This is a genomic window from Myxococcus hansupus, assembly GCF_000280925.3.
Taxonomy (GTDB): Bacteria; Myxococcota; Myxococcia; order Myxococcales; family Myxococcaceae; genus Myxococcus; species Myxococcus hansupus.
In genome coordinates this window covers 3,993,458-4,012,575 of sequence record NZ_CP012109.1, presented here as the reverse complement: position 1 = coordinate 4,012,575, position 19,118 = coordinate 3,993,458, and the positions used below count along the sequence as shown (strand labels likewise).

14 protein-coding genes are annotated in these 19,118 nt (G+C 68.6%); 11 read left to right on the top strand and 3 right to left on the bottom strand.

Going from position 1 to position 19,118, the window contains the following annotated elements:
- Positions 1-102: 102 nt before the first annotated feature.
- From era to A176_RS15240, 7 genes are all read left to right on the top strand, one after another.
- The gene (era, locus tag A176_RS15270; protein ID WP_044890921.1) at positions 103-1,047 is read left to right on the top strand and encodes a GTPase Era; all 945 of its coding nucleotides are present in this window, start codon (positions 103-105) and stop codon (positions 1,045-1,047) included.
- A gap of 1 nt (position 1,048) precedes the next feature.
- Complete coding sequence (der, locus tag A176_RS15265) at positions 1,049-2,428, top strand: ribosome biogenesis GTPase Der (RefSeq protein WP_002640028.1); 1,380 nt, start codon at positions 1,049-1,051, stop codon at positions 2,426-2,428.
- A gap of 72 nt (positions 2,429-2,500) precedes the next feature.
- The gene (locus A176_RS15260) at positions 2,501-3,313 is read left to right on the top strand and encodes a tetratricopeptide repeat protein (protein ID WP_002640027.1); all 813 of its coding nucleotides are present in this window, start codon (positions 2,501-2,503) and stop codon (positions 3,311-3,313) included.
- Positions 3,314-3,324: 11 nt separating this feature from the next.
- On the top strand, positions 3,325-4,488 hold the full coding sequence (locus tag A176_RS15255; RefSeq protein WP_002640026.1) for an outer membrane protein assembly factor BamB family protein: 1,164 nt from the start codon (positions 3,325-3,327) through the stop codon (positions 4,486-4,488).
- Positions 4,485-4,913 carry a (deoxy)nucleoside triphosphate pyrophosphohydrolase gene (locus A176_RS15250; protein ID WP_002640025.1) on the top strand — a complete coding sequence of 143 codons (429 nt, stop codon included), beginning with the start codon at positions 4,485-4,487 and terminating at the stop codon, positions 4,911-4,913. Before A176_RS15255 ends, A176_RS15250 begins: the two co-directional genes overlap by 4 nt.
- Positions 4,913-5,794: a ribonuclease H-like domain-containing protein gene (locus tag A176_RS15245; protein WP_002640024.1), complete on the top strand. Its 882-nt coding sequence runs from the start codon at positions 4,913-4,915 to the stop codon at positions 5,792-5,794. Before A176_RS15250 ends, A176_RS15245 begins: the two co-directional genes overlap by 1 nt.
- Before the next feature lie 155 nt (positions 5,795-5,949).
- Positions 5,950-6,765, top strand: a complete 816-nt coding sequence (locus tag A176_RS15240; protein WP_021781575.1) for a DUF3014 domain-containing protein — start codon at positions 5,950-5,952, stop codon at positions 6,763-6,765.
- A 68-nt stretch (positions 6,766-6,833) separates the two neighbouring features.
- Here A176_RS15240 and A176_RS15235 read toward each other — a convergent pair whose 3' ends face one another.
- Positions 6,834-7,472: a PHP domain-containing protein gene (locus tag A176_RS15235; protein WP_002640022.1), complete on the bottom strand. Its 639-nt coding sequence runs from the start codon at positions 7,470-7,472 to the stop codon at positions 6,834-6,836.
- Between the two features lie 290 nt (positions 7,473-7,762).
- Between A176_RS15235 and A176_RS15230 the strand changes: the two genes are divergently transcribed.
- Both A176_RS15230 and A176_RS15225 read left to right on the top strand, forming a co-directional pair.
- A complete protein-coding gene (locus A176_RS15230; protein ID WP_002640021.1) occupies positions 7,763-10,177 on the top strand; it encodes an ABC transporter permease in 2,415 nt (804 codons plus the stop codon).
- Between the two features lie 294 nt (positions 10,178-10,471).
- The gene (locus tag A176_RS15225; protein WP_002640019.1) at positions 10,472-12,565 is read left to right on the top strand and encodes a S46 family peptidase; all 2,094 of its coding nucleotides are present in this window, start codon (positions 10,472-10,474) and stop codon (positions 12,563-12,565) included.
- A gap of 123 nt (positions 12,566-12,688) precedes the next feature.
- On the opposite strand, the gene guaA is transcribed toward A176_RS15225, so the two are convergent.
- Positions 12,689-14,242, bottom strand: coding sequence for a glutamine-hydrolyzing GMP synthase (gene guaA / locus A176_RS15220; protein WP_002640018.1), 1,554 nt, complete (start codon positions 14,240-14,242; stop codon positions 12,689-12,691).
- An 87-nt stretch (positions 14,243-14,329) separates the two neighbouring features.
- Between guaA and A176_RS15215 the strand changes: the two genes are divergently transcribed.
- Positions 14,330-14,980 (top strand): hypothetical protein, encoded by a 651-nt coding sequence (locus A176_RS15215; RefSeq protein ID WP_044890922.1) that lies wholly within the window; start codon positions 14,330-14,332, stop codon positions 14,978-14,980.
- Between the two features lie 135 nt (positions 14,981-15,115).
- On the opposite strand, the gene guaB is transcribed toward A176_RS15215, so the two are convergent.
- Complete coding sequence (guaB, locus tag A176_RS15210; protein WP_002640016.1) at positions 15,116-16,573, bottom strand: IMP dehydrogenase; 1,458 nt, start codon at positions 16,571-16,573, stop codon at positions 15,116-15,118.
- Positions 16,574-16,747: 174 nt separating this feature from the next.
- Between guaB and A176_RS15205 the strand changes: the two genes are divergently transcribed.
- On the top strand, positions 16,748-19,066 hold the full coding sequence (locus A176_RS15205) for a TIGR02266 family protein (protein WP_002640014.1): 2,319 nt from the start codon (positions 16,748-16,750) through the stop codon (positions 19,064-19,066).
- Positions 19,067-19,118: the final 52 nt, after the last annotated feature.

The window sequence follows — 19,118 nt, the reverse complement described above, 5'->3', positions numbered from 1 at the left end:
GGATTTCCGTGGCCGGGCGGTGGGCTGTGATAGGGCGGTAGTTCAGACGTTTCTTTTTCGGGACCCCGCGGCGACGTGGCGTCCCAGACCACCTTCGAAGCAATGGCCTCAACCAAGAACCACCGCAGCGGCTTCGCCGCCCTCATCGGGCGCCCCAACGTGGGCAAGAGCACGCTGCTCAATGCATTGACCGGCGAGAAGATCGCCATCGTCTCGCCCAAGCCGCAGACGACCCGCAACCGCATCCTCGGTGTCGTCACCCGCCCGGAGGGGCAGGTGGCGTTCATCGACACGCCGGGAATCCACCAGGCCAAGGGCGAGCTGAACCGCTACATGGTCGAGGTGGCGCTCCAGGCCGCCGAGGAGGTGGAGCTGGTGCTCTTCCTCATCGAGCCGCCCGCGGGCGAGAAGCCCGAGGTGAGCCCGGGCAACCGCGCCATCCTCGAGCGGCTGCAGAAGATCGGCAAGCCGACCTTCCTGGTCATCAACAAGATCGACAGCGTCCCCAAGTCGCAGTTGCTGCCGCTCATCGAGCTGTACCGCAACGAGTTCCCCTTCGCGGAGGTGGTGCCCATCTCCGCCCGGGAGAAGGACGGCGTGGAACACCTGTTCCACATCGTCCTGCGGCACCTGCCGGAAGGAGAGAACGTCTTCGACGAGGACATGCTCACCGACCAGCAGGAGCGCGTGCTGGTGGCGGAGTACATCCGGGAGCAGGTGCTGCGGCACTGCCGCCAGGAGATTCCGTACTCCACGGCGGTGGTGGTGGACATCTTCGACGAGTCGGAGCGTGAGCCCCGGCCGGGAACGCCGCCGAACCAACTGGGCGGACTCATCCGCATCGCCGCGTCCATCTTCGTGGAACGCGACAGCCAGAAGGCCATCATCATTGGCAAGCAGGGGCAGATGCTGAAGACCATTGGCACCGACGCACGCAAGTCCGTGCAGCGGCTGCTGGGCGCGCACGTCTACCTGGACCTGCGCGTGCGCGTGGAACCGCGCTGGAGCGAGCGCCCCGAAGGCCTCAAGAAGCTGGGATACGACTGAGATGAAGCCCCTGGTCGCCATTGTCGGACGCCCCAACGTGGGCAAGAGCACGCTGTTCAACCGGCTCGCGGGCCGTCGGCTCGCGCTGGTGCAGGACGAGCCCGGCGTGACGCGGGACCGCCACTACGCGGACGCGGAGTGGGAAGGCCGCAAGTTCACCTTCATCGACACCGGCGGCTTCGTGCCCGGTGACGAGGACCAGCTCCTGCAGCAGGTGCGGGAGCAGGCCCAGCTCGCCGTGGACGAGTGCGACGTCATCGTCTTCGTCACGGACGCCCGCGCGGGCCTCACCGCGGCGGACGAGGCCGTGGCCAACTTCCTGCGCAAGAGCGGCAAGCCCGTGGTGCTGGCCGCCAACAAGCTGGACACCACCACCGGGCAGATGCTGGCCCTGGCTGGTGAGTTCTACCGCCTGGGCCTGGGCGACGTGCAGGCGCTGTCCGCCGAGCACGGCCTGGGCATGCAGGAGCTGTTCGACGCCGTCACGGCCAAGCTCCCGCCCAAGGAAGAGGGCGAGGACGAAGAGGCTCCGCCGGACGACGGGCTCATCCGCATGGCCATCATCGGCCGGCCCAACGCGGGCAAGAGCACCCTGGTCAACGCCATCCTGAAGGAGAAGCGGGTGGTGGCCAGCGAGGTGGCGGGCACCACCCGCGATCCGGTGGACTCCGAGCTGACGTACAAGGGCCGCAAGATCGTGCTCACCGACACGGCGGGCATCCGGCGCAAGAAGTCCATTGCCCAGCGCGTGGAGCAGTTCTCCGTCATCGCCGCGCTGAAGGCGATGGAGCGCAGTGACGTGGCGGTCCTGCTGATGGACGCCACGGAGCCGGCGGTGGACCAGGACGCGAAGCTGGCGGGCCTGGCCGAGGAGCGCGGCCGAGCGCTGGTCATCGTGGTGAACAAGTGGGACCTGGTGGGCGCGGACCAACGCCGCCAGGAGACCTACCGCGAGTCCCTCAAGTACGCGCTCAAGTTCGTGGGCTACGCGCCCATCCTCTTCACCTCGGCCCTGACGGGCTCCAAGGTGGAGAAGGTGGTGGACGTGGCGACGGAGCTCGCCGAGCAGTTCCGCTTCCGGGCGCCCACGCCGCAGCTCAACCGGCTGTTGGAGCACATGGTCGACAACAACCCGGCGCCCATCGTCCGGGGCAAGCCGTTGCGCCTGTACTACATCGCCCAGGTGGCGGCGGCGCCGCCGACCTTCGCGCTCACCGTGAACCATCCGGAAGGCGTTCCGGACATGTACAAGCGGTACATCACCAACCAACTGCGCAAGACGTTCGACCTGCGCGTGCCCATCCGGCTCATCTTCAAGGGCCGGCCCGGGCAGGCCAAGCGCGAGGCCCGCAAACGGCCGCAGCGCCAGGGGAAGCGCTGAGGCGTCAGTGCGTTGACACTCGTAGCGCGCGCTCCATACAGTGCGCCGCTCTAAATACAGAGGTTTCCAGACGTGGCCGGAACCACCAAGACCGAGAAGATTCGCCAGAAAGAGCTCAGCCAGCCGGACACCTTCCAGAAGGCGGGCACCGAGGCGAGCGACTGGCTTGCCCAGCGCCAGAAGATCATCGGCCTCGCCGCCGGTGTGCTCATCCTGGGCGGCGTGGGCGTGGCCATCGCCAGCGAGGTGTCCAAGCGCGGCGAGGAGAAGGCCGCCATGGCCCTGGGCCAGGCGCTCACCATCCTCGACCGGCCCGTGGAAGGCGTGCAGCCCGCGCAGCCCGGCGACACCGAGAAGCCCTTCGCGTCCGTGACGGAGCGTGACCAGGAACTGGTGAAGGCGCTGGACGCGTTCCGCAAGGAGCACGGCGGCACCCGGTCCTCGGCCACGGCGGCCCTGACCGAGGGCAACGCGCAGTTCCGGCTGGGCAACTACCCGGGCGCGCAGGCGGCCTTCGCTGAGTTCCTCAAGGGCGCGGCCCAGAACGATCCGCTCCGCGCCGAGGCCTTCGAGGGCCAGGGCTACGCGCTCGAGGCCGAGGGCAAGTTCGACGACGCCATCAAGGCCTTCGAGCAGATGAACGCCGCCGGCGGCGCGTTCCTCGTGGGCATGGGCGACTACCACAAGGCCCGCATGCTCATCCTCCTGGGCAAGAAGGAGGAGGCGGCCCAGGTGCTGACGAAGCTCACCGCCGCGCACCCGAACACGGCCGCGGCACGCCAGGCCGGTGAGCGCCTGGCGGTGCTGGCGTCCGAAGGTGTGAAGATTCCTGCCCCGGAGGCTCCCGCGGCACCGGCGGCTGCGCCCGCTCCGGTCGCGGAGTAGAAACACACGCCATGACGATGCGGCTCGTGAGCTGGAAGCGTTGGCTGGGTAGCACCTTGGTGGCGGGGCTTCTGGGCGGCTGCAGTGGCACGCAGTTCTATGGCAACCCGGAGTACCCCCGGCCGGCGTCCCAGACGCCGCTCGACTACTTCTCCGTGAACTGGTGGGCGTCCCTGTCGCCCCCAGCCACGCTGGAGTACGGGCCGCGCGAGACGGCGTCGCCGGCGTATGACCCCGTGAGCCGGACGGCCATCGCGCTCACCCGCGACGGGTACGCCCGGGGCGTGGGGCCGGACGGCAAGGTCAAGTGGCTGTACAAGACGGCCAGCCGCTTCAGCGCGGGTCCCCGCGTGGTGGACGGCATCGTCTACGTGCCGGGCGGTGACGGCGTGCTGTACGCGCTGGATGCGGCCACCGGCGACGAGAAGTGGAAGTACGTCGCGGGCGAGGCCCTGGCGACCGTGCCCGTGGTGTCCGAGGGCCTGGTCCTGGTGGCCTCCGAGAGCGACACGCTGTTCGCGGTGAAGGTCACGGACGGCCAGTGGGCCTGGCAGTACCGGAGGGATCCCCCGACGGGCTTCACGGTTCGTGGCGCGTCCCGGCCGCTGGTCCGCGAGGGCGTCGCGTACATCGGCTTCTCGGACGGCTACATCGTGGCGCTGAGCGCCGACGACGGCGGCGTCACCTGGGAGCGCTCGCTGTCCGGTTCGGGCTCCGAGTTCCTGGACGTGGACAGCAGCCCGGTGATGGACGCCAACGGGCAGCTCTACGTCACGTCGTACAAGAGCGGCATCTTCGCGCTCGAGGCGGACTCCGGGGACGTCGTCTGGAGCACCTCGGTGCCGGGGATGACGGGGCTGCTCCTCAGCGGCCAGGTGCTCTTCGCCACCGGTGACGGCCGTGTGGACGCCTATCTGGCGGAGACGGGCCGGCTTCTCTGGTCGCATCCCCTGGGGGAACGGGCGGCGTTCACTCCGGTGTTCGCCAAGGGAATGCTCATGGTGCCCACGTCCGGTTCGCTGCTGTTCCTGGAGCCCAAGACGGGCCGCTCCCGGATCGCCTGGAATCCGGGCGGCGGCATCACCGCGCCGCCGTTCGTGGCCGGCCGGCAGGTCTTCGTGCTGTCGAACAACGGCTTCCTGTATTCGATTGACCTGAACGGGATTCAGGGGTGACGGCGCCGGCGCGCAGGACGGTCCGCGTGGTGGCGGCCCTGATTCCTCGGCCGGACGACGGGCGCCAGTTCCTGGTGCAGCAGCGGCTCCCCGGTGGCAGCCGCGCCCTGTTGTGGGAGTTCCCCGGTGGCAAGGTGGAAGCCGGGGAGTCCGACGAGGCCGCGCTGGCCCGTGAGTGCCGCGAGGAACTGGATGTGGACCTCGCCGTGGGCCGGCGGCTCTGGGAGGGGAAGCACACGTATCCGGACCTGACGGTGGAGCTGGTGCTGTACCTGTCCCGGATTGTCTCCGGCGAGCCTCGGCCGCTGGGGGCCCACGCCCTGGCGTTCCAGACGCCGGCGCAGATGCTGTCACTGCCGTTCTGCGAGGCGGACATTCCGCTCCTGGACGACCTGGTGGCGGGAAGGCTGGGCTCGCTCGATTGATGCTTCAGCGGACGTTCCAGCACATTCCGGGCGTCGGGCCGTGGCGGGAGAAGGACCTCTGGTCCCGCGGCATCCGGACCTGGGATGACTTTCCGGCCGCCGGTGAAGGCGTGGCGCTCAACCGGAAGTCGGACGACGTGGCCCGGGCGCGCATCGCCGAGACGCGGGACGCGCTGGCCCGCAGGGATTTGAGGAAGCTCGCGGAGCTGCTCCCATCCCGTGAGCACTGGCGTCTGTACCCTGAGTTCCAGGACGACGCCGTCTACTTCGACATCGAGACGGACGGCCGGGAGGCGCAGGCGCCCACGGTGGTGAGCCTGTTTGATTCGAAGGGGCTCCACGTCTTCATCCAGGGCCGGAACATGGACGCGCTGCCGGAGGCGATGGCGGCGCGCCGGCTGTGGGTGACGTTCAACGGCTCGTGCTTCGACGTGCCGGTGCTCCGCGACTACTTCGGCGCGGGCCGCTTTCCGGTGCCGGACGCGCACATCGACCTGCGGTTCGTGACGCGGCGATTGGGCATGGGCGGCGGCCTGAAGGAAATCGAAGGGAAGATTGGCGCCGAGCGCCCGCCGCACATGAAGGGCGTGAACGGCTACGACGCGGTGCTGCTGTGGCGCGCGTATCAGCGCCGCGGTGACGTGGAGGCCCTGCGGTTCCTCGTCGAATACAACCTCTACGACGCCTTCCAGCTCCGGACGTTGATGGACGTGGCGTACAACCGGGGCGCGGACGAGCTGAACCAGGATGTTCCCCGGCTGCCGGTGTTCGAGCGCGGCGACGTGCTTTATGACGTGAGCCGGATCATCCTCGAGTTGGGCCCGACGGAGCGCGACGAACAGACGCTCGCTCGGGTCCGGGCCATGGAGCAGGACGGCTGAGCGGGCAGGGTGACTGTGCCCGGTTCACCGTCCCGACAGCAGCCGTGCATTCGTGACTTCCGGACGGTGAACACCCGGGGTCGCGAAAGGCGTGGGTGCGGTGGAATGCCCTGGGGGGGCGTTTGTAGCTTGTAGGGTCCACCACGGAGGAATGAATGAGCGACCCGACGAATCCGACGCCAGCCGAGGTTCCTGAGTCCACTTCGAGTTCGAAAGGCAAGACGTTGGCCGTCGTCCTCGGGCTGGCCGGTCTGGCGTTGGTCGCGTCGTATTTTGGGCTCCGGCGAATGGAGTCCCAGCCGACGGACGCGGTTCCGGCCGCGCCCACGGAGCGCGTCGCGGATGTCGCCCCGGCGCCCGCGACCGTTCCCGAGGTGTCGCTGACCGAACAGGATGCCGAGATTCGCAGCCATGCGAGCCAGCTCTCACCAGACCCCGAGCTCGCGCGCTGGATGAACGAGAAGGATCTGGTCCGGCGCTTCACGGCGGCCGTGACGAGCATCGCGGAGGGCGCGAGCCCGCGGACGATGCTCGGGTTCCTGGCGCCCACCGGGGCGTTCTCGGTGACCGAGGTGGATGGCACGACGGTCATCGATCCGGCGAGCTACGCGCGCTACGACACGGTGGCCCGGGTCATCGGGTCCATCGACACGCAGTCCGCGGCCAGCGTGTACCGCGAGCTGAAGCCCTTGATTGACCAGGCCAATGCCGAGATTGCGCCGCCGGGACAGACGTTCAACAGCTCGTTGAGCGCGGCGATCCAGCATTTGCTCAAGGTGCCCGTGCAGGAAGGCCCCGTGGAAGTCATTCCCGAGGGCGCGCTCCATGCCTACGCGGCGCCCGAGCTGGAGGACCTGAGCCCCGCGCAGAAGCACTTGCTGCGAATGGGGCCCAAGAACATGCGGCTCATTCAAGCCAAGCTGCGGGACCTGAAGAGCTCATTGGGACTGCCGCCAGTCGCGGACCGCTGAGCAAGGCGGCGCGGATTGAATCGGGCGCGTTGCGGAGGCGTCGCGCCTGAGCCCGCCGGCCGGCCGCGCTACCGGCGTTTCTTCTTGCCGGTCTGCTTGGCTGGGGGCGTGGGCTTTTCCTTTTCGCCAGCAATCTGAAGGGTTTGCCGGAACTCGTCGACGTCGCGGCCGAGGGCATCGGTGAAACCGGTGCCGGTTTGGGCGTCGACGACCAACGTGTATTTGAAGCCCGTTTTGAGCGGCTGCGGCAGTTGGATGCGGTAGACGAGGCCGTTGTCGGTTTCCTCGACAGCGTCGTCGGAAATCATGGCCCGGTCGGCCTCGTCGAACAGCCGGACCCGGTAGTTCTTGAGCAGCCGCGTCGTCCGAAGCTCCAGGAGCGTGGTCGGCTCGATGACGGATTCTTCATCTGGCGCGAGGGAGACGTCGGAAAGCGCCACCTGGGCGGTTCCGGGGTTCGCGGCGGGGGTACCGGAGTCCGCCAGGGCCGCGCCCGTGGTGCCGGAACCCGTATCAGGCCCGGCGGACGGCTTGGCCGCCGGGGCCTGGTAGCTGAGCGAGAACCGGGTGGGCGGCGGCTCGGCGGGGACCTGGGGCGCTTCGACGACGCCAGAATCCGGAGCAGCGGCCGGCTTGTCGGGACAGCCCGCGAGGACGAGAGCGCCACAGCACGTGACGGCGACGAGTCCGAATCGAAGAACACGCATGTGGCGCCGCACGGTATGCGCCCAACGGGGGACCGGAAAGCGCCGAGTGCCGGCCAGCCAACCGGGCCGCAGCCTGGTGGCCATGGGGCCGTGGATGACGTCCGCGACCCGACCTCTCCCTCTAGAGGCAAGGTCTGATAACATGCGTTATGTAAACTAAGCGGGCGCGAGCCCTGGGGTTGATCCAGGCCGTTCTCCTCCCCGGTTCCTGGGCGCTTTCGGGCCAGGTTCGGTCCATCGATTGCAGCCCGTTCCGGCAGGATCTCCACCCCCGACCTCCGGACCTGCCCTTGCTTGATTCGCTCGCCGCGGATGTTCGCTTCGCGCTCCGCACGTTCCGCCGCGCACCCGGCTTCGTCGCGGCCGCCGTGCTGTGTCTGGCGCTGGGCATCGGCGCCAACTCCGTCATCTTCAGCGTGGTCCACGGCGTTCTCCTCCGGCCGTTGCCGTATGCGGAACCCGAGCGGCTGGTCAGCCTCGTCGAGGTTCGCCCCCAGGGCTATGGCGGCCCGGTGTCCTGGCCCACGTTCTGGGCCTGGCGCCAAAACAGCCCTGCCTTCGCGCACATGGCGGCGTTCACGGGTGGCGGCGTCACGCTCCAGGACTCGGATGCGCCTGAACGCCTCCAGGCCGTTCGAGGAACCGCGGATTTCTTCTCGGTACATGGCGTGCCGCCCTTGCTGGGCCGGACGTTCGAGCCCGATGAGGACCTGCCCGGCCAGGCCCCAGTCGCCATCCTCGGCGAGCGTCTCTGGCGCGCCCGTTTTGGCGCGAGCCCGTCCGTCCTGGGCCGTTCCGTGAGCCTGGATGGCGTGGCCCACACCGTCATTGGCGTGATGCCAGCCTCATTTGATGGTTCCACGGACGTCTGGCTGCCGCTGGTGGCGCCTCTGGACGCCGCCGCCCGGACCCGGTCCACGGTGTTGTCCCTCCGGGCCCGGTTGGCTCCGGGCGTTTCACGGGCCTCCGCCGAGGCCCATTTGAAGCAAGTCGCCGCGAATGCCGCGTTGGCCCAGGCAGAATCCCACCGGGGTCGGAGTGCCCGGGTCATTCCGCTCGACGAAAGCCAGACGCAGTCCTGGCGAGCGCCGCTCCAGGTCCTGCTCGGCGCCGTCACCCTGGTGCTTCTCATCGCCTGTACGAATGTCGCGAACCTGCTGCTGGCGCGTGCGGGCACTCGGCGCCGCGAGCTGGCCGTTCGTCTGGCGCTGGGCGCCGGCCGGGCTCGAGTCGTCCAGCAGCTCCTGGTCGAAAGCCTCCTGTTGGCGCTCCTGGGCGGCGCGCTGGCCACGCTCCTGGCGCGCTGGGGTCTGGACGCGCTCCTGGCCCTGGCTCCGGAGAGCCTGCCTCGGCGTCAGGACATCGCGCTGGACGGCGCGGCGTTCCTGTTCCTCCTGGGAATCACCAGCGTCAGCGCACTGGTCTTCGGGCTGCTTCCGGCCCTCCAGGTCTCCCGGTTGGACGTCCGTGGCGGGCTCGCCGCCGCGGGCGATGGCGGCTCGGTGCCGGGCCTCGGCCGTCGCCTGGGGGCCTCGCTCGTGGTTGTCGAGATCGCCCTTTCCCTGGTCCTGCTCGTCGGCGCTGGGCTTCTCGGACGCGGATTCCTGCACCTGCTCGGGACGTCCTCCGGACTCGCCCCGGGCCAGGTGCTCACACTGCATCTCGCCATCCCAGACGACCGATTCTTCAAGGATGGCGCATTGGACGCGGAGCTTCCGGGACGGCTCCTGGAGCCCGTGCTGGAAGCCGTTCGCGCGCTCCCGGGCGTCACCGCGGCGGGCATGACGTCGGTGCTCCCCATCCAACGGGCTTGGAACAACGCCCGGTATCAAGTCGAAGGAGCCCCGCTGCCAGAGCCCGGCGACGAGCCCCGTGCCGAGCGGCGCGCCACCAGTCCGGGCTACTTCTCCACCATGGGCATCCCCTTGCTCCAAGGGCGCGATTTCACGGCCCTGGACGCCGCTCCGGACCAGGCCGGTGTGGTCATCGTCAATGAAACCCTGGCCCGCCGGCACTTTCCGGCCGGAGGTGCCCTGGGCCAGCGGCTGCACGTCGGGGCCACGACGTACGCCATCGTCGGTGTCGTGGGCGATGTCCGCCAGGCGGGGCTGGAGCGCGAACCCCTCGCCGAATTCCATGTCCCCCATGGCAGGCCTTGGGGCGACGACGGGCTCGTCCTGGTTGCGAGGACCTCCGTGCCGCCGGAGACGCTGCTGCCGGCCATCCGGGAGGCCATCCGCCGGGTGGATGGCACCGTGCCCATCTACAGGGCGCTCACCCTGGAGCAGGTCATCTCGCAGTCCCTGGCGACGCGCAGGCTCGCCCTGGGGTTGCTCGGCGGCTTCGCGGGTCTCGCCGTCGTGCTCGCGGCGTACGGCCTCTACGGGGTCGTCTCGCTCCGGGTGGCCCAGCGCACGCGGGAGCTGGGGGTCCGGATGGCGCTTGGCGCCCGGCCGGCGGACGTGCTCCGGCTTGTCCTGCACCAGGGCGCGGGAATGACCGCCGTGGGTTTGGGGGTGGGCCTGGGGGCGGCGCTCGGGCTGTCCCAGGTGCTCGCGAGCCAGCTTCACGGCGTGAGTGCGCGGGATCCCTGGACGTTCGGGGTCGTGGCGGCACTGCTCGCCGCCGTGGCGTTGTTCGCTTGTTGGGTTCCAGCCCGGCGGGCGACCCGGATGGACCCACTCCAGGCGCTTCGAAAAGACTGAGGCGCGTCCCACGCCTGGGATGCGGAATCCCAGTCATGGAACGCGCCAGGTTGACACGTCGCGTTGACAGGAAAACCCGTCACATTCGCGGCTTTTTCCGCCGCGTCACGTTGTTCCACCGGTGGCTTGCGATGAGGTCCATTTCGCCTCGCAATCCAACCCCTGACGGCGGGAATCTCGAGCCCGCTCGCATGTTGAGTTCGCCGGGAAAAATTCCCCGTTCTTTACTGGCTTGACCCAGCCAGGAGCTTCCCGCAGAACCGCGACACCCATGGCCCTGGAAAGGACCGTTTCATGAAGCGCTTGTTCGTGATTGCCACCCTCCTCGGCGCGGCTCCCGCGATGGCCGACGAGGGCATGTGGACCTACAACAACTTTCCCTCCGCGAAGGTGAAGGAGAAGTACGGCTTCGAGCCTTCCCAGCAGTGGCTGGACAACGTGCGCCTGTCGTCGGCGCGGCTCGCGGGCGGATGCTCGGCGAGCTTCGTGTCGCAAAACGGCCTGGTGATGACGAACCACCACTGCGCCCGCGGCTGCATCGACCAGCTCTCCACGGCGAAGAAGGACTACATCGCCAACGGCTTCTACGCGAAGGCGCAGGCCGAGGAGACGAAGTGCCCGGCGATGGAGCTCAACCAGCTCGTCAAGATCACCGACGTCACGGAGACGCTGAACAAGGCCACGCAGGGCCTGTCCGGCAAGCAGTACGCCGACACCCTGAAGGCGAAGATGTCCGAGCTGGAGCAGGCCTGTTCCTCGGGCAACGCCAAGGCGCGCTGTGACGTGGTCACCCTGTACCAGGGCGGCCAGTACAACCTCTACGAGTACAAGCGCTTCCAGGACGTCCGTCTGGTGATGGCGCCCGAGCACGGCATCGCGTTCTTCGGCGGTGACCCGGACAACTTCACGTTCCCCCGGTACGACCTGGACGTGACGTTCCTGCGCGTCTACGAGGACGGCAAGCCGGCGACCACGAACAACTTCTTCAAGTGGTCCGACAAGGGCGCCAAGGAAGGCGAGCTGACCTTCATCTCCGGCCACCCGGGTCGCACGTCGCGTGGCCTCACCATCGCGGAGCTGGAGTTCCAGCGCGACGTGGTGCTGCCCAAGACGCTCATGACGCTGTCCGAGATGCGCGGCATGCTGACGGAGTTCGGCCGCCGTGGCGCCGAGCAGCGCCGCATCTCCACCAACATGCTGTTCGGCGTGGAGAACTCGGTGAAGGCGCTCAAGGGCCGTCACGAGGCCCTGCTGGACAAGACGTTCTTCGCGCAGAAGGTCGCCGCCGAGCAGGAGCTGCGCAAGAAGGTCGACGCGAACCCGGAGATGAAGAAGAAGTACGGCGCCGCGTGGGAGGAGATTGCCAAGGCCCAGGTGCAGCTTGGCAACATCCGCAAGGAGCTGTCGTTCATGGAGAGCGGCAGCGGCCTGTCCTCGTCGCTCTTCTCGCTGGCCCGCACGCTGGTGCGCGGCGCGGACGAGCTGCCCAAGGAGAACGGCCAGCGTCTGCGTGAGTTCAATCAGGCCAACGTCCCGGCGCTGGAGGCCCAGTTGTTCAGCCCGGCCCCCATCTACCCGGAGCTGGAGATCGCCCGCCTGACGTTCAGCCTCACCAAGATGCGCGAGGAGCTCGGCTCGGACCACCCCTTCGTGAAGAAGGTCCTGGGCAAGGAGTCCCCGGAGAAGCTGGCCGCCCGTCTGGTGAAGGGCACCAAGCTGCGTGACGTGAAGGCGCGTCAGGCCCTCTACAAGGGCGGCAAGGCGGCCGTCACCGCGTCCAAGGACCCGATGATCCAGTTGGCCGTCGCGCTGGACCCGGACATGCGCGCCGTGCGCAAGACCTACGAGGAGAACGTCGAGTCCGTCATCCGCAAGAACAGCGAGCTGGTGGCCAAGTCGAAGTTCGAAATCTACGGCACCAACCAGTACCCGGACGCCACGTTCAGCCTGCGCCTGTCCTACGGCTCGGTGAAGGGCTACACGGAGAACGGCAAGCAGGTGGCCCCCATCACCCAGATGGCCGGCACCTTCGACCACGCCACGGGTGAGGAGCCCTTCGCGCTGCCCAAGTCCTGGCTGAAGAACGAGAAGGCGCTCGACGGCACCACGCCGATGAACTTCGTCTCCACCAACGACATCATCGGTGGCAACTCGGGCTCGCCGGTCATCAACAAGGACGCGGAGATCGTCGGCATCGTGTTCGACGGCAACATCCAGTCCCTGGGCGGCGAGTACGGCTTCGACGAGAGCGTGAACCGCGCCGTCAGCGTCCACAGCGCGGCCATCATCGAGTCGCTGACGAAGATCTACGGCGCCACGCGGCTGCTCGAGGAGCTGCGCCCGGGCAGCACCAAGGTCCCGCCCGTGAAGGCGAACCCGGCGGGCTGATTCCCACCGCGGCAAGGGGCCCCGGCGCATGACGCCAGGGCCCCGGAAGCAGAAGAGGCTGCCCGGTTCGTTCCGGGCAGCCTCTTTCATTTCAGCCGGGCAGGCGCCCTGCCCGCCTCCGCCCTACTCCCATTCGATGGTCGCGGGGGGCTTGGACGAGATGTCGTAGGCGACGCGGTTGATGCCGCGCACCTCGTTGGTGATGCGCGTGGAGATGCGCTCCAGCACGGGGAACGGCAGCCGCGCCCAGTCCGCCGTCATGCCGTCCACGCTGGTGACGGCGCGCAGCACGCAGGTGGACTCGTAGGTGCGCTCGTCGCCCATGACGCCCACGCTCTGCACCGGCAGGAGCACCGCGAACGCCTGCCAGACCTCCTTGTAGAGGCCGGCGCTGCGAATCTCCTCCTGGACGATGGCGTCCGCGCGCCGCACCAGCTCCAGCCGCTGCTCGGTGACTTCCCCCAGCACGCGGATGGCCAGGCCGGGGCCCGGGAAGGGCTGGCGGGACACCATCTCGTCCGGCAGGCCCAGCTCGCGGCCCAGGGCGCGGACCTCGTCCTTGAAGAGCTCGCGCAGGGGCTCCACCAGCTTGAGCTTCATCGTCTCCGGCAGGCCGCCCACGTTGTGGTGGCTCTTGATGGTGACGGACGGCCCCTTGTACGACACGGACTCGATGACGTCCGGGTACAGCGTGCCCTGGGCGAGGAACTCCGCGTCCTGCACGTCGCGGGAGGCCTCCTCGAACACGGCGATGAACTCGCGGCCGATGATCTTCCGCTTCTTCTCCGGGTCCGTCACCCCGGCCAGCTTGTCCAGGAAGCGCTGGCGGGCATCCACCGTCTTCAGGGGCACGTGGAAGCGGTCCACGAAGAGCGCCTCCACCTGGCCGCGCTCGTTCTGCCGCAGCACGCCGTTGTCCACGAAGATGCACTGGAGCCGGGGGCCAATGGCCCGGTGCAGCAGCAGCGCCGCCACGGAGCTGTCCACGCCGCCCGACAGGGCGCAGATGACGCGGCCGTGCTCACCCACCTGGTGGCGGATGGTGGCCACGGCCTCGTCGATGAAGCCCTTCATCGTCCACGAGCCGGTGACCTTGCACTCGTTGAAGAGGAAGGCGCGCAGCATGGCCTTGCCCTGCGGCGTGTGGACCACCTCGGGGTGGAACTGGAAGCCGAACCAGGGCTTCGTCGCATGGGCGGTGGCGGCGAAGGGCGAGTTGCCGCTGCGGCCAATGGCCTCGAAGCCAGGGGGGAGCTCCTCCACCCGGTCGCCGTGGCTCATCCAGACCTGGACCTTGTCCCCCGGGGTGAACTCGGCGAAGGGGCCCCGGCGGGCGAGGACCTCCACCTCGGCGCTGCCGAACTCGCGGTGGGCGCTCCGGTCAATCTTGCCGCCCAGCAGCTTGGCGGTGAGCTGGAGGCCGTAGCAGATGCCCAGGACGGGGACGTCCGCCTCGAAGACGAAGGGGTCGCAGCGGGGGGAGTCAGGCGCCTCCACGGAGGCCGGCCCACCCGAGAGGATGATGCCGCGGGGGGCGAACTTGCGGATGTCGTCCGCCGGGAGGTCCGGACGGTGGATTTCGCAGTAGACGCCCAGCTCGCGGACGCGCCGGGCGATGAGCTGGGTGTACTGGCTCCCAAAATCGAGGATCAGGATTTTTTCGGCGTGCAGGTCCACCTGGGAGGTCTCCGAGAGGGGCGTCGTTGACGGCTGGGGGCCCTTATCGCTACAAACTTCCGGAATTCAACGCCCAAGTACCTTCAATTGTTCGAGGCCTGGATGCCGCGCCGCCTGTTCGCCCCTACTGCTGCAGCGACCCTACTCCTACTGTCCGCCACCGGATGCGTGAAGGAGATCTCCTCGGATGAGCGGCTGGACCGCGAAACCCAGAATCTCTCGGTGAAGGAAACGCCGGGGGCCGCCGAGCTCGAGAAGATTTCCTGTGAGGATTCCACGGAGGCGCTGGCCAAGGCGCGCAACGTGAACCGCCCGGAGACGGACCGCCTGGTGGACTACATCGAGCTGTTCTCCTCGCTGAAGAAGCGGACCGCCACGTTCGAGGATGCGATGACCCGCAACCCGGACCTCAGCTACCGCGAGGGCACCCAGCACCTGGTCAACGCGAAGGACACCTGCATCCAGCAGACGGCCGACGTGCGGGTGGAGTTCGAGACCTACATGCGCGAGCTGGTGGACGTGCCCACGGTCCAGGAGATCAAGGGCGGCAACACCGTCACCATCGCCCGGCTCGACTTCAACACCCTGCGCCAGGCCATCGAGACGCTGGAGCCGGACGACAAGGAGACGCTGCTCAACCGGGTGGCCGCCGCGGAGAAGCGCGTGGTGCCCTCCACCCCCGCCGCCGATGAGCCCGCCACGCCCGCGTCGGGCGGTGGCCGGAAGCGCGGCCGGTAGGTCGCGCGGCCCCTTCCGGGCTGGCAACCAGGGCCCCGCCCATGCGGCGCGGGCCCTTTTTTCGTGCCCGAACGCCCACTCCGGGCGAGGCGGCAGGCGCCCATGCGGCGCCTGCATCCGTTCAGCAGGTGGGGCCTACTCGACGCGGTAGTTCGGCGCTTCCTCGGTGATGATGACGTCGTGCACGTGGCTCTCCTTGAGCCCGGCCGAGGTGATGCGAACGAAGTTGGCCTTGGTGCGCAGCTCGTCGATGGAGGCGCAGCCCACGTAGCCCATGCCGCTGCGGATGCCGCCCAGCATCTGGTGGACGTTCATGGACAGGGAGCCCTTGTACGGCACGCGGCCCTCGATGCCCTCCGGCACCAGCTTCACGGCCTCCACGTCCGCCTGGAAGTAGCGGTCCTTGGCGCCCTGCTTCATGGCGCCCAGGCTGCCCATGCCGCGGTAGCTCTTGTAGCTGCGGCCCTGGTACAGGATGACGTCGCCGGGGGACTCCTCGGTACCGGCGAAGAGCGAGCCGATCATCACCGTGTTGGCCCCCGCGGCCAGCGCCTTGACGATGTCGCCCGAGTACTTGATGCCGCCGTCGGAGATGACGGGCACGTCGTGCTTCTGGGCCTCGCGGACGCAGTCATCCACGGCGGTGACCTGGGGCACGCCGACGCCGGCCACCACGCGGGTGGTGCAGATGGAGCCGGGGCCAATGCCCACCTTCACCGCGTCCACGCCGGCCTGGATGAGCGCGCGGGTGGCCTCGGCGGTGGCGACGTTGCCGGCGATGAGCTCGAAGCCGTGGAAGTTCTTCCGGGTGTCGCGCACGCCGTCCAGCACCGCGGTGGAGTGCCCGTGCGCGGTGTCCACGACGATGACGTCCACGCCGGCCTTGAGGAGCGCCTCGACGCGGGCCTCGCGGTCCGCGGACACGCCCACGGCGGCGGCGCACAGCAGGCGGCCCTTGCCGTCCTTGGCCGCGTTGGGGTGCGTGCGGCGCTTCTCGATGTCCTTGATGGTGATGAGGCCCTTGAGCTCGAAGGCCTCGTTGACGACGAGCAGCTTCTCGATGCGGTGCTCGTGCAGCAGCTTCTGCGCGTCGTCCTGGGTGATGCCCTCGCGGCCGGTGACGAGCTTGCGCGTCATCACCGCTTCGACCTTCTGCGTGAGGTTGGTCTCGAAGCGCACGTCACGGCTGGTGACGATGCCCACCAGGCGCTGGCCCTGGACCACCGGGACGCCGGACACGCCGTGCAGGCGCATCAGCTCCAGCGCGCGGCCCAGCGGGGCTCCCGGTTCGATGGTGACCGGGTCCACCACCATGCCGCTTTCGAACTTCTTGACCTTGAGGACCTCGAGCGCCTGCTGCTCGGGCGTCATGTTCTTGTGGATGACGCCAATTCCGCCCTCCTGCGCCATGGCGATGGCCGTCCGGGACTCCGTGACGGTGTCCATGGCCGCCGACAGGAGCGGAATATTGAGACGGAGATTGCGGGTGAGCCGGGTCGTGAGGTCGACGTCCTTGGGGACGACCGAGCTCTCGGCCGGGACCAGCAGGACGTCGTCGAAAGTGAGGGCGAGCCGGATATCGGGGTTGAGCATGAGCGGCGCTCCCGTGGGCAGATGCCCGCGGGGCACCACAGCCCGCGGGTGCGGTTCCATACGAGGTACGCTGCCCCGGCGCAACGGAGAAGGGCGCTGATTTTGACGCCCGTTCCCTCGGAGTTCGGGCGATAATCGCAACCCAGTATCCCCTCTCGTCTCAGGAACCGGGCATTGACGGATTCGAATCAGGGTGCGGTCGGGCTCGTCGTAAAACTGCCCTTCTCGACACCCGAGGAGTTTCTGGCGAAGTACGGCCCCAATGTGACCCGGGGTGGCATCTACTTGCGCGCACGCGCGGTGAAGCCGCCGGGCACGGCTGTCACCTTGGACCTCAAACTGGCGGGCGGGGAACGCATCATCCACGCGGCGGCGGTTGTTCACTTCGTCACAGGCCAGGGGGGCGAGGGCGTGCCCGGCATGGGGCTGCGCTTCCTGAACGTCGACGCCCCGACCCGTCGCTTCCTCGACTCCGTCGTCGTCACCCTGCCCCACGCCCAGTCGGACGTCCCCCCGGTGCCTTCCGGTGTGGGGCCGCCTGACTACAACGTCCCACCCCAGGAGCAGGCCCCCGTCGCGGTCCTCCCCGAGACGCCCCCGCCCGCGGCTTCCAGTGAGGCCGGCACGGCGGCTCCCGCGGCGCCGGTGATGATCGAGAACTCGGCGCTGAACCTGAGCTCGGAGGAGCCGCGCCGCGCGGGGGTCGTCATCGGCATCGACCTGGGGACGACGAACTCCTGTGCCGCGTACGTGCGCAACGGCAAGCCGGGCGTCCTGCCCAGCCGCGAAGGTCACAACACGGTTCCGTCCATCATCGCCGTGAACACGCGCGGCAAGCTGGTGGTGGGCCACCCCGCCAAGGGGCAGATGCTCACCAACCCGCGCCAGACGGTGTACGGCGCCAAACGGCTGGTGGGTCGTCCCTTCGCGTCGCCGGTGGTGGAGCAGATCAAGGACCGGTTCCACTACGAGATCGCCGCCAGTGAGAATGGCGACGCGGGCGTGAAGCTGGGCGAGCACGTCTACACGCTCCAGCAGATCTCCGCGCTCATCCTCCGTGAGGTCCGGGAGGTGGCGCAGAACCAGTTGGGCCACCCGGTGTCCCGGGCCGTCGTCACCGTTCCGGCCTACTACAACGACAACCAGCGCCAGGCGGTGCGCGAGGCCGGGAAGCTGGCCGGCCTGTACATCGAGCGCATCCTCAACGAGCCCACCTCGGCGGCGCTGGCGTACGGCTACGGGCGCAAGCTGAACCAGCGCGTGCTGGTGTACGACCTGGGCGGCGGGACGTTCGACGCGTCGGTGCTGGAGCTGAACGACAACGTCTACGAGGTCATCTCCACCGGCGGCGACACGTTCCTGGGCGGCATCGACTTCGACACCGCCATCGTCACGTACCTGTTGGAGGAGTTCCAGAAGGTCGTGGGCCGGCCCTTCCAGGGGGACCGCGTGGCCATGCAGCGCATCAACGACGCGGCCGAGCGCGCCAAGTGCGCGCTGTCGGAGCGCTCGGAGGTGCGGGTGCACGTCGCGTTCGTGACGATGATCGACAACAAGCCCTGCGACCTGGACGTCATGTTGTCGCGGCAGAAGCTCATCGAGCTGACCGAGGGGCTGGTGGCTCGCACCATCCAGGTCTGCGAAGAGGTGCTGGCGGCGAAGAAGCTGACGCCGAAGGACATCGACGAGGTCATCCTGGTGGGTGGCCAGAGCCGCTTCCCGCTGGTGCACGAGAAGATCACGAAGTTCTTCGGCAAGCCGCCCAGCAAGGGCGTCCACCCGGACGAGGCCGTGGCGCTGGGCGCGGCGCTGCTGGCGCACAGCCTGGGACAGCTCGAAGGCGTGGTGCTCATCGACGTGCTCCCCATGGCCATTGGCGTGGGGCTGCCCGGCGGGCGCTTCAAGGCGGTGATGGAGCGCAACACGTCGCTGCCGTCCACCAAGAGCTACACCCTGGCCACGCACCGCGACGGCCAGACGGAGCTGGAGCTCACCGTGTTCCAGGGTGACTCCGACAAGGCGGCGGACAACGAGTACCTGGGCACGCTGAAGCTGGAGGGGCTGCCCAAGCTGCCGCGCGGCGCGGTGCAGGTGAACGTCACCTTCGAGGTCAGCAACGAGTCCCTGCTGAAGGTCACCGCGCGTGAGGCCTCTTCCGGACGCGAGGTGACGAGCACGTTCTCCACGCGCGATACCCCCGAAGCGGTGAAGGCTCGGCTGGCGGAGGAGGAGATCGCTCCCGCTCCGGCGCGGCCCTCGGTGGCGCCAGTCCGGGTCGCGGCGCATGCGGGTGCGGTGGCCACGGGCCCCGCGGCGCCCGTGAAGCCTGTCGGAGGCACGGGGGCGCAAGCGTCCGCTGCGCTCCCAGGTGCCAGCAGGCCGGTGCAGTCAGCCCTCCGCGCTCCGCCGTCCATACAGTCCGTGTCGGCCACTGCGACTCCGAAGCAACGCGGTTTCATGGAGTGGCTCAAGGGCCTCTTCGGTCGCGCATGAATCGGGTTTTGGGGAATTTTTCGATATTTGTAACAGATCCTGAGCATCTGAG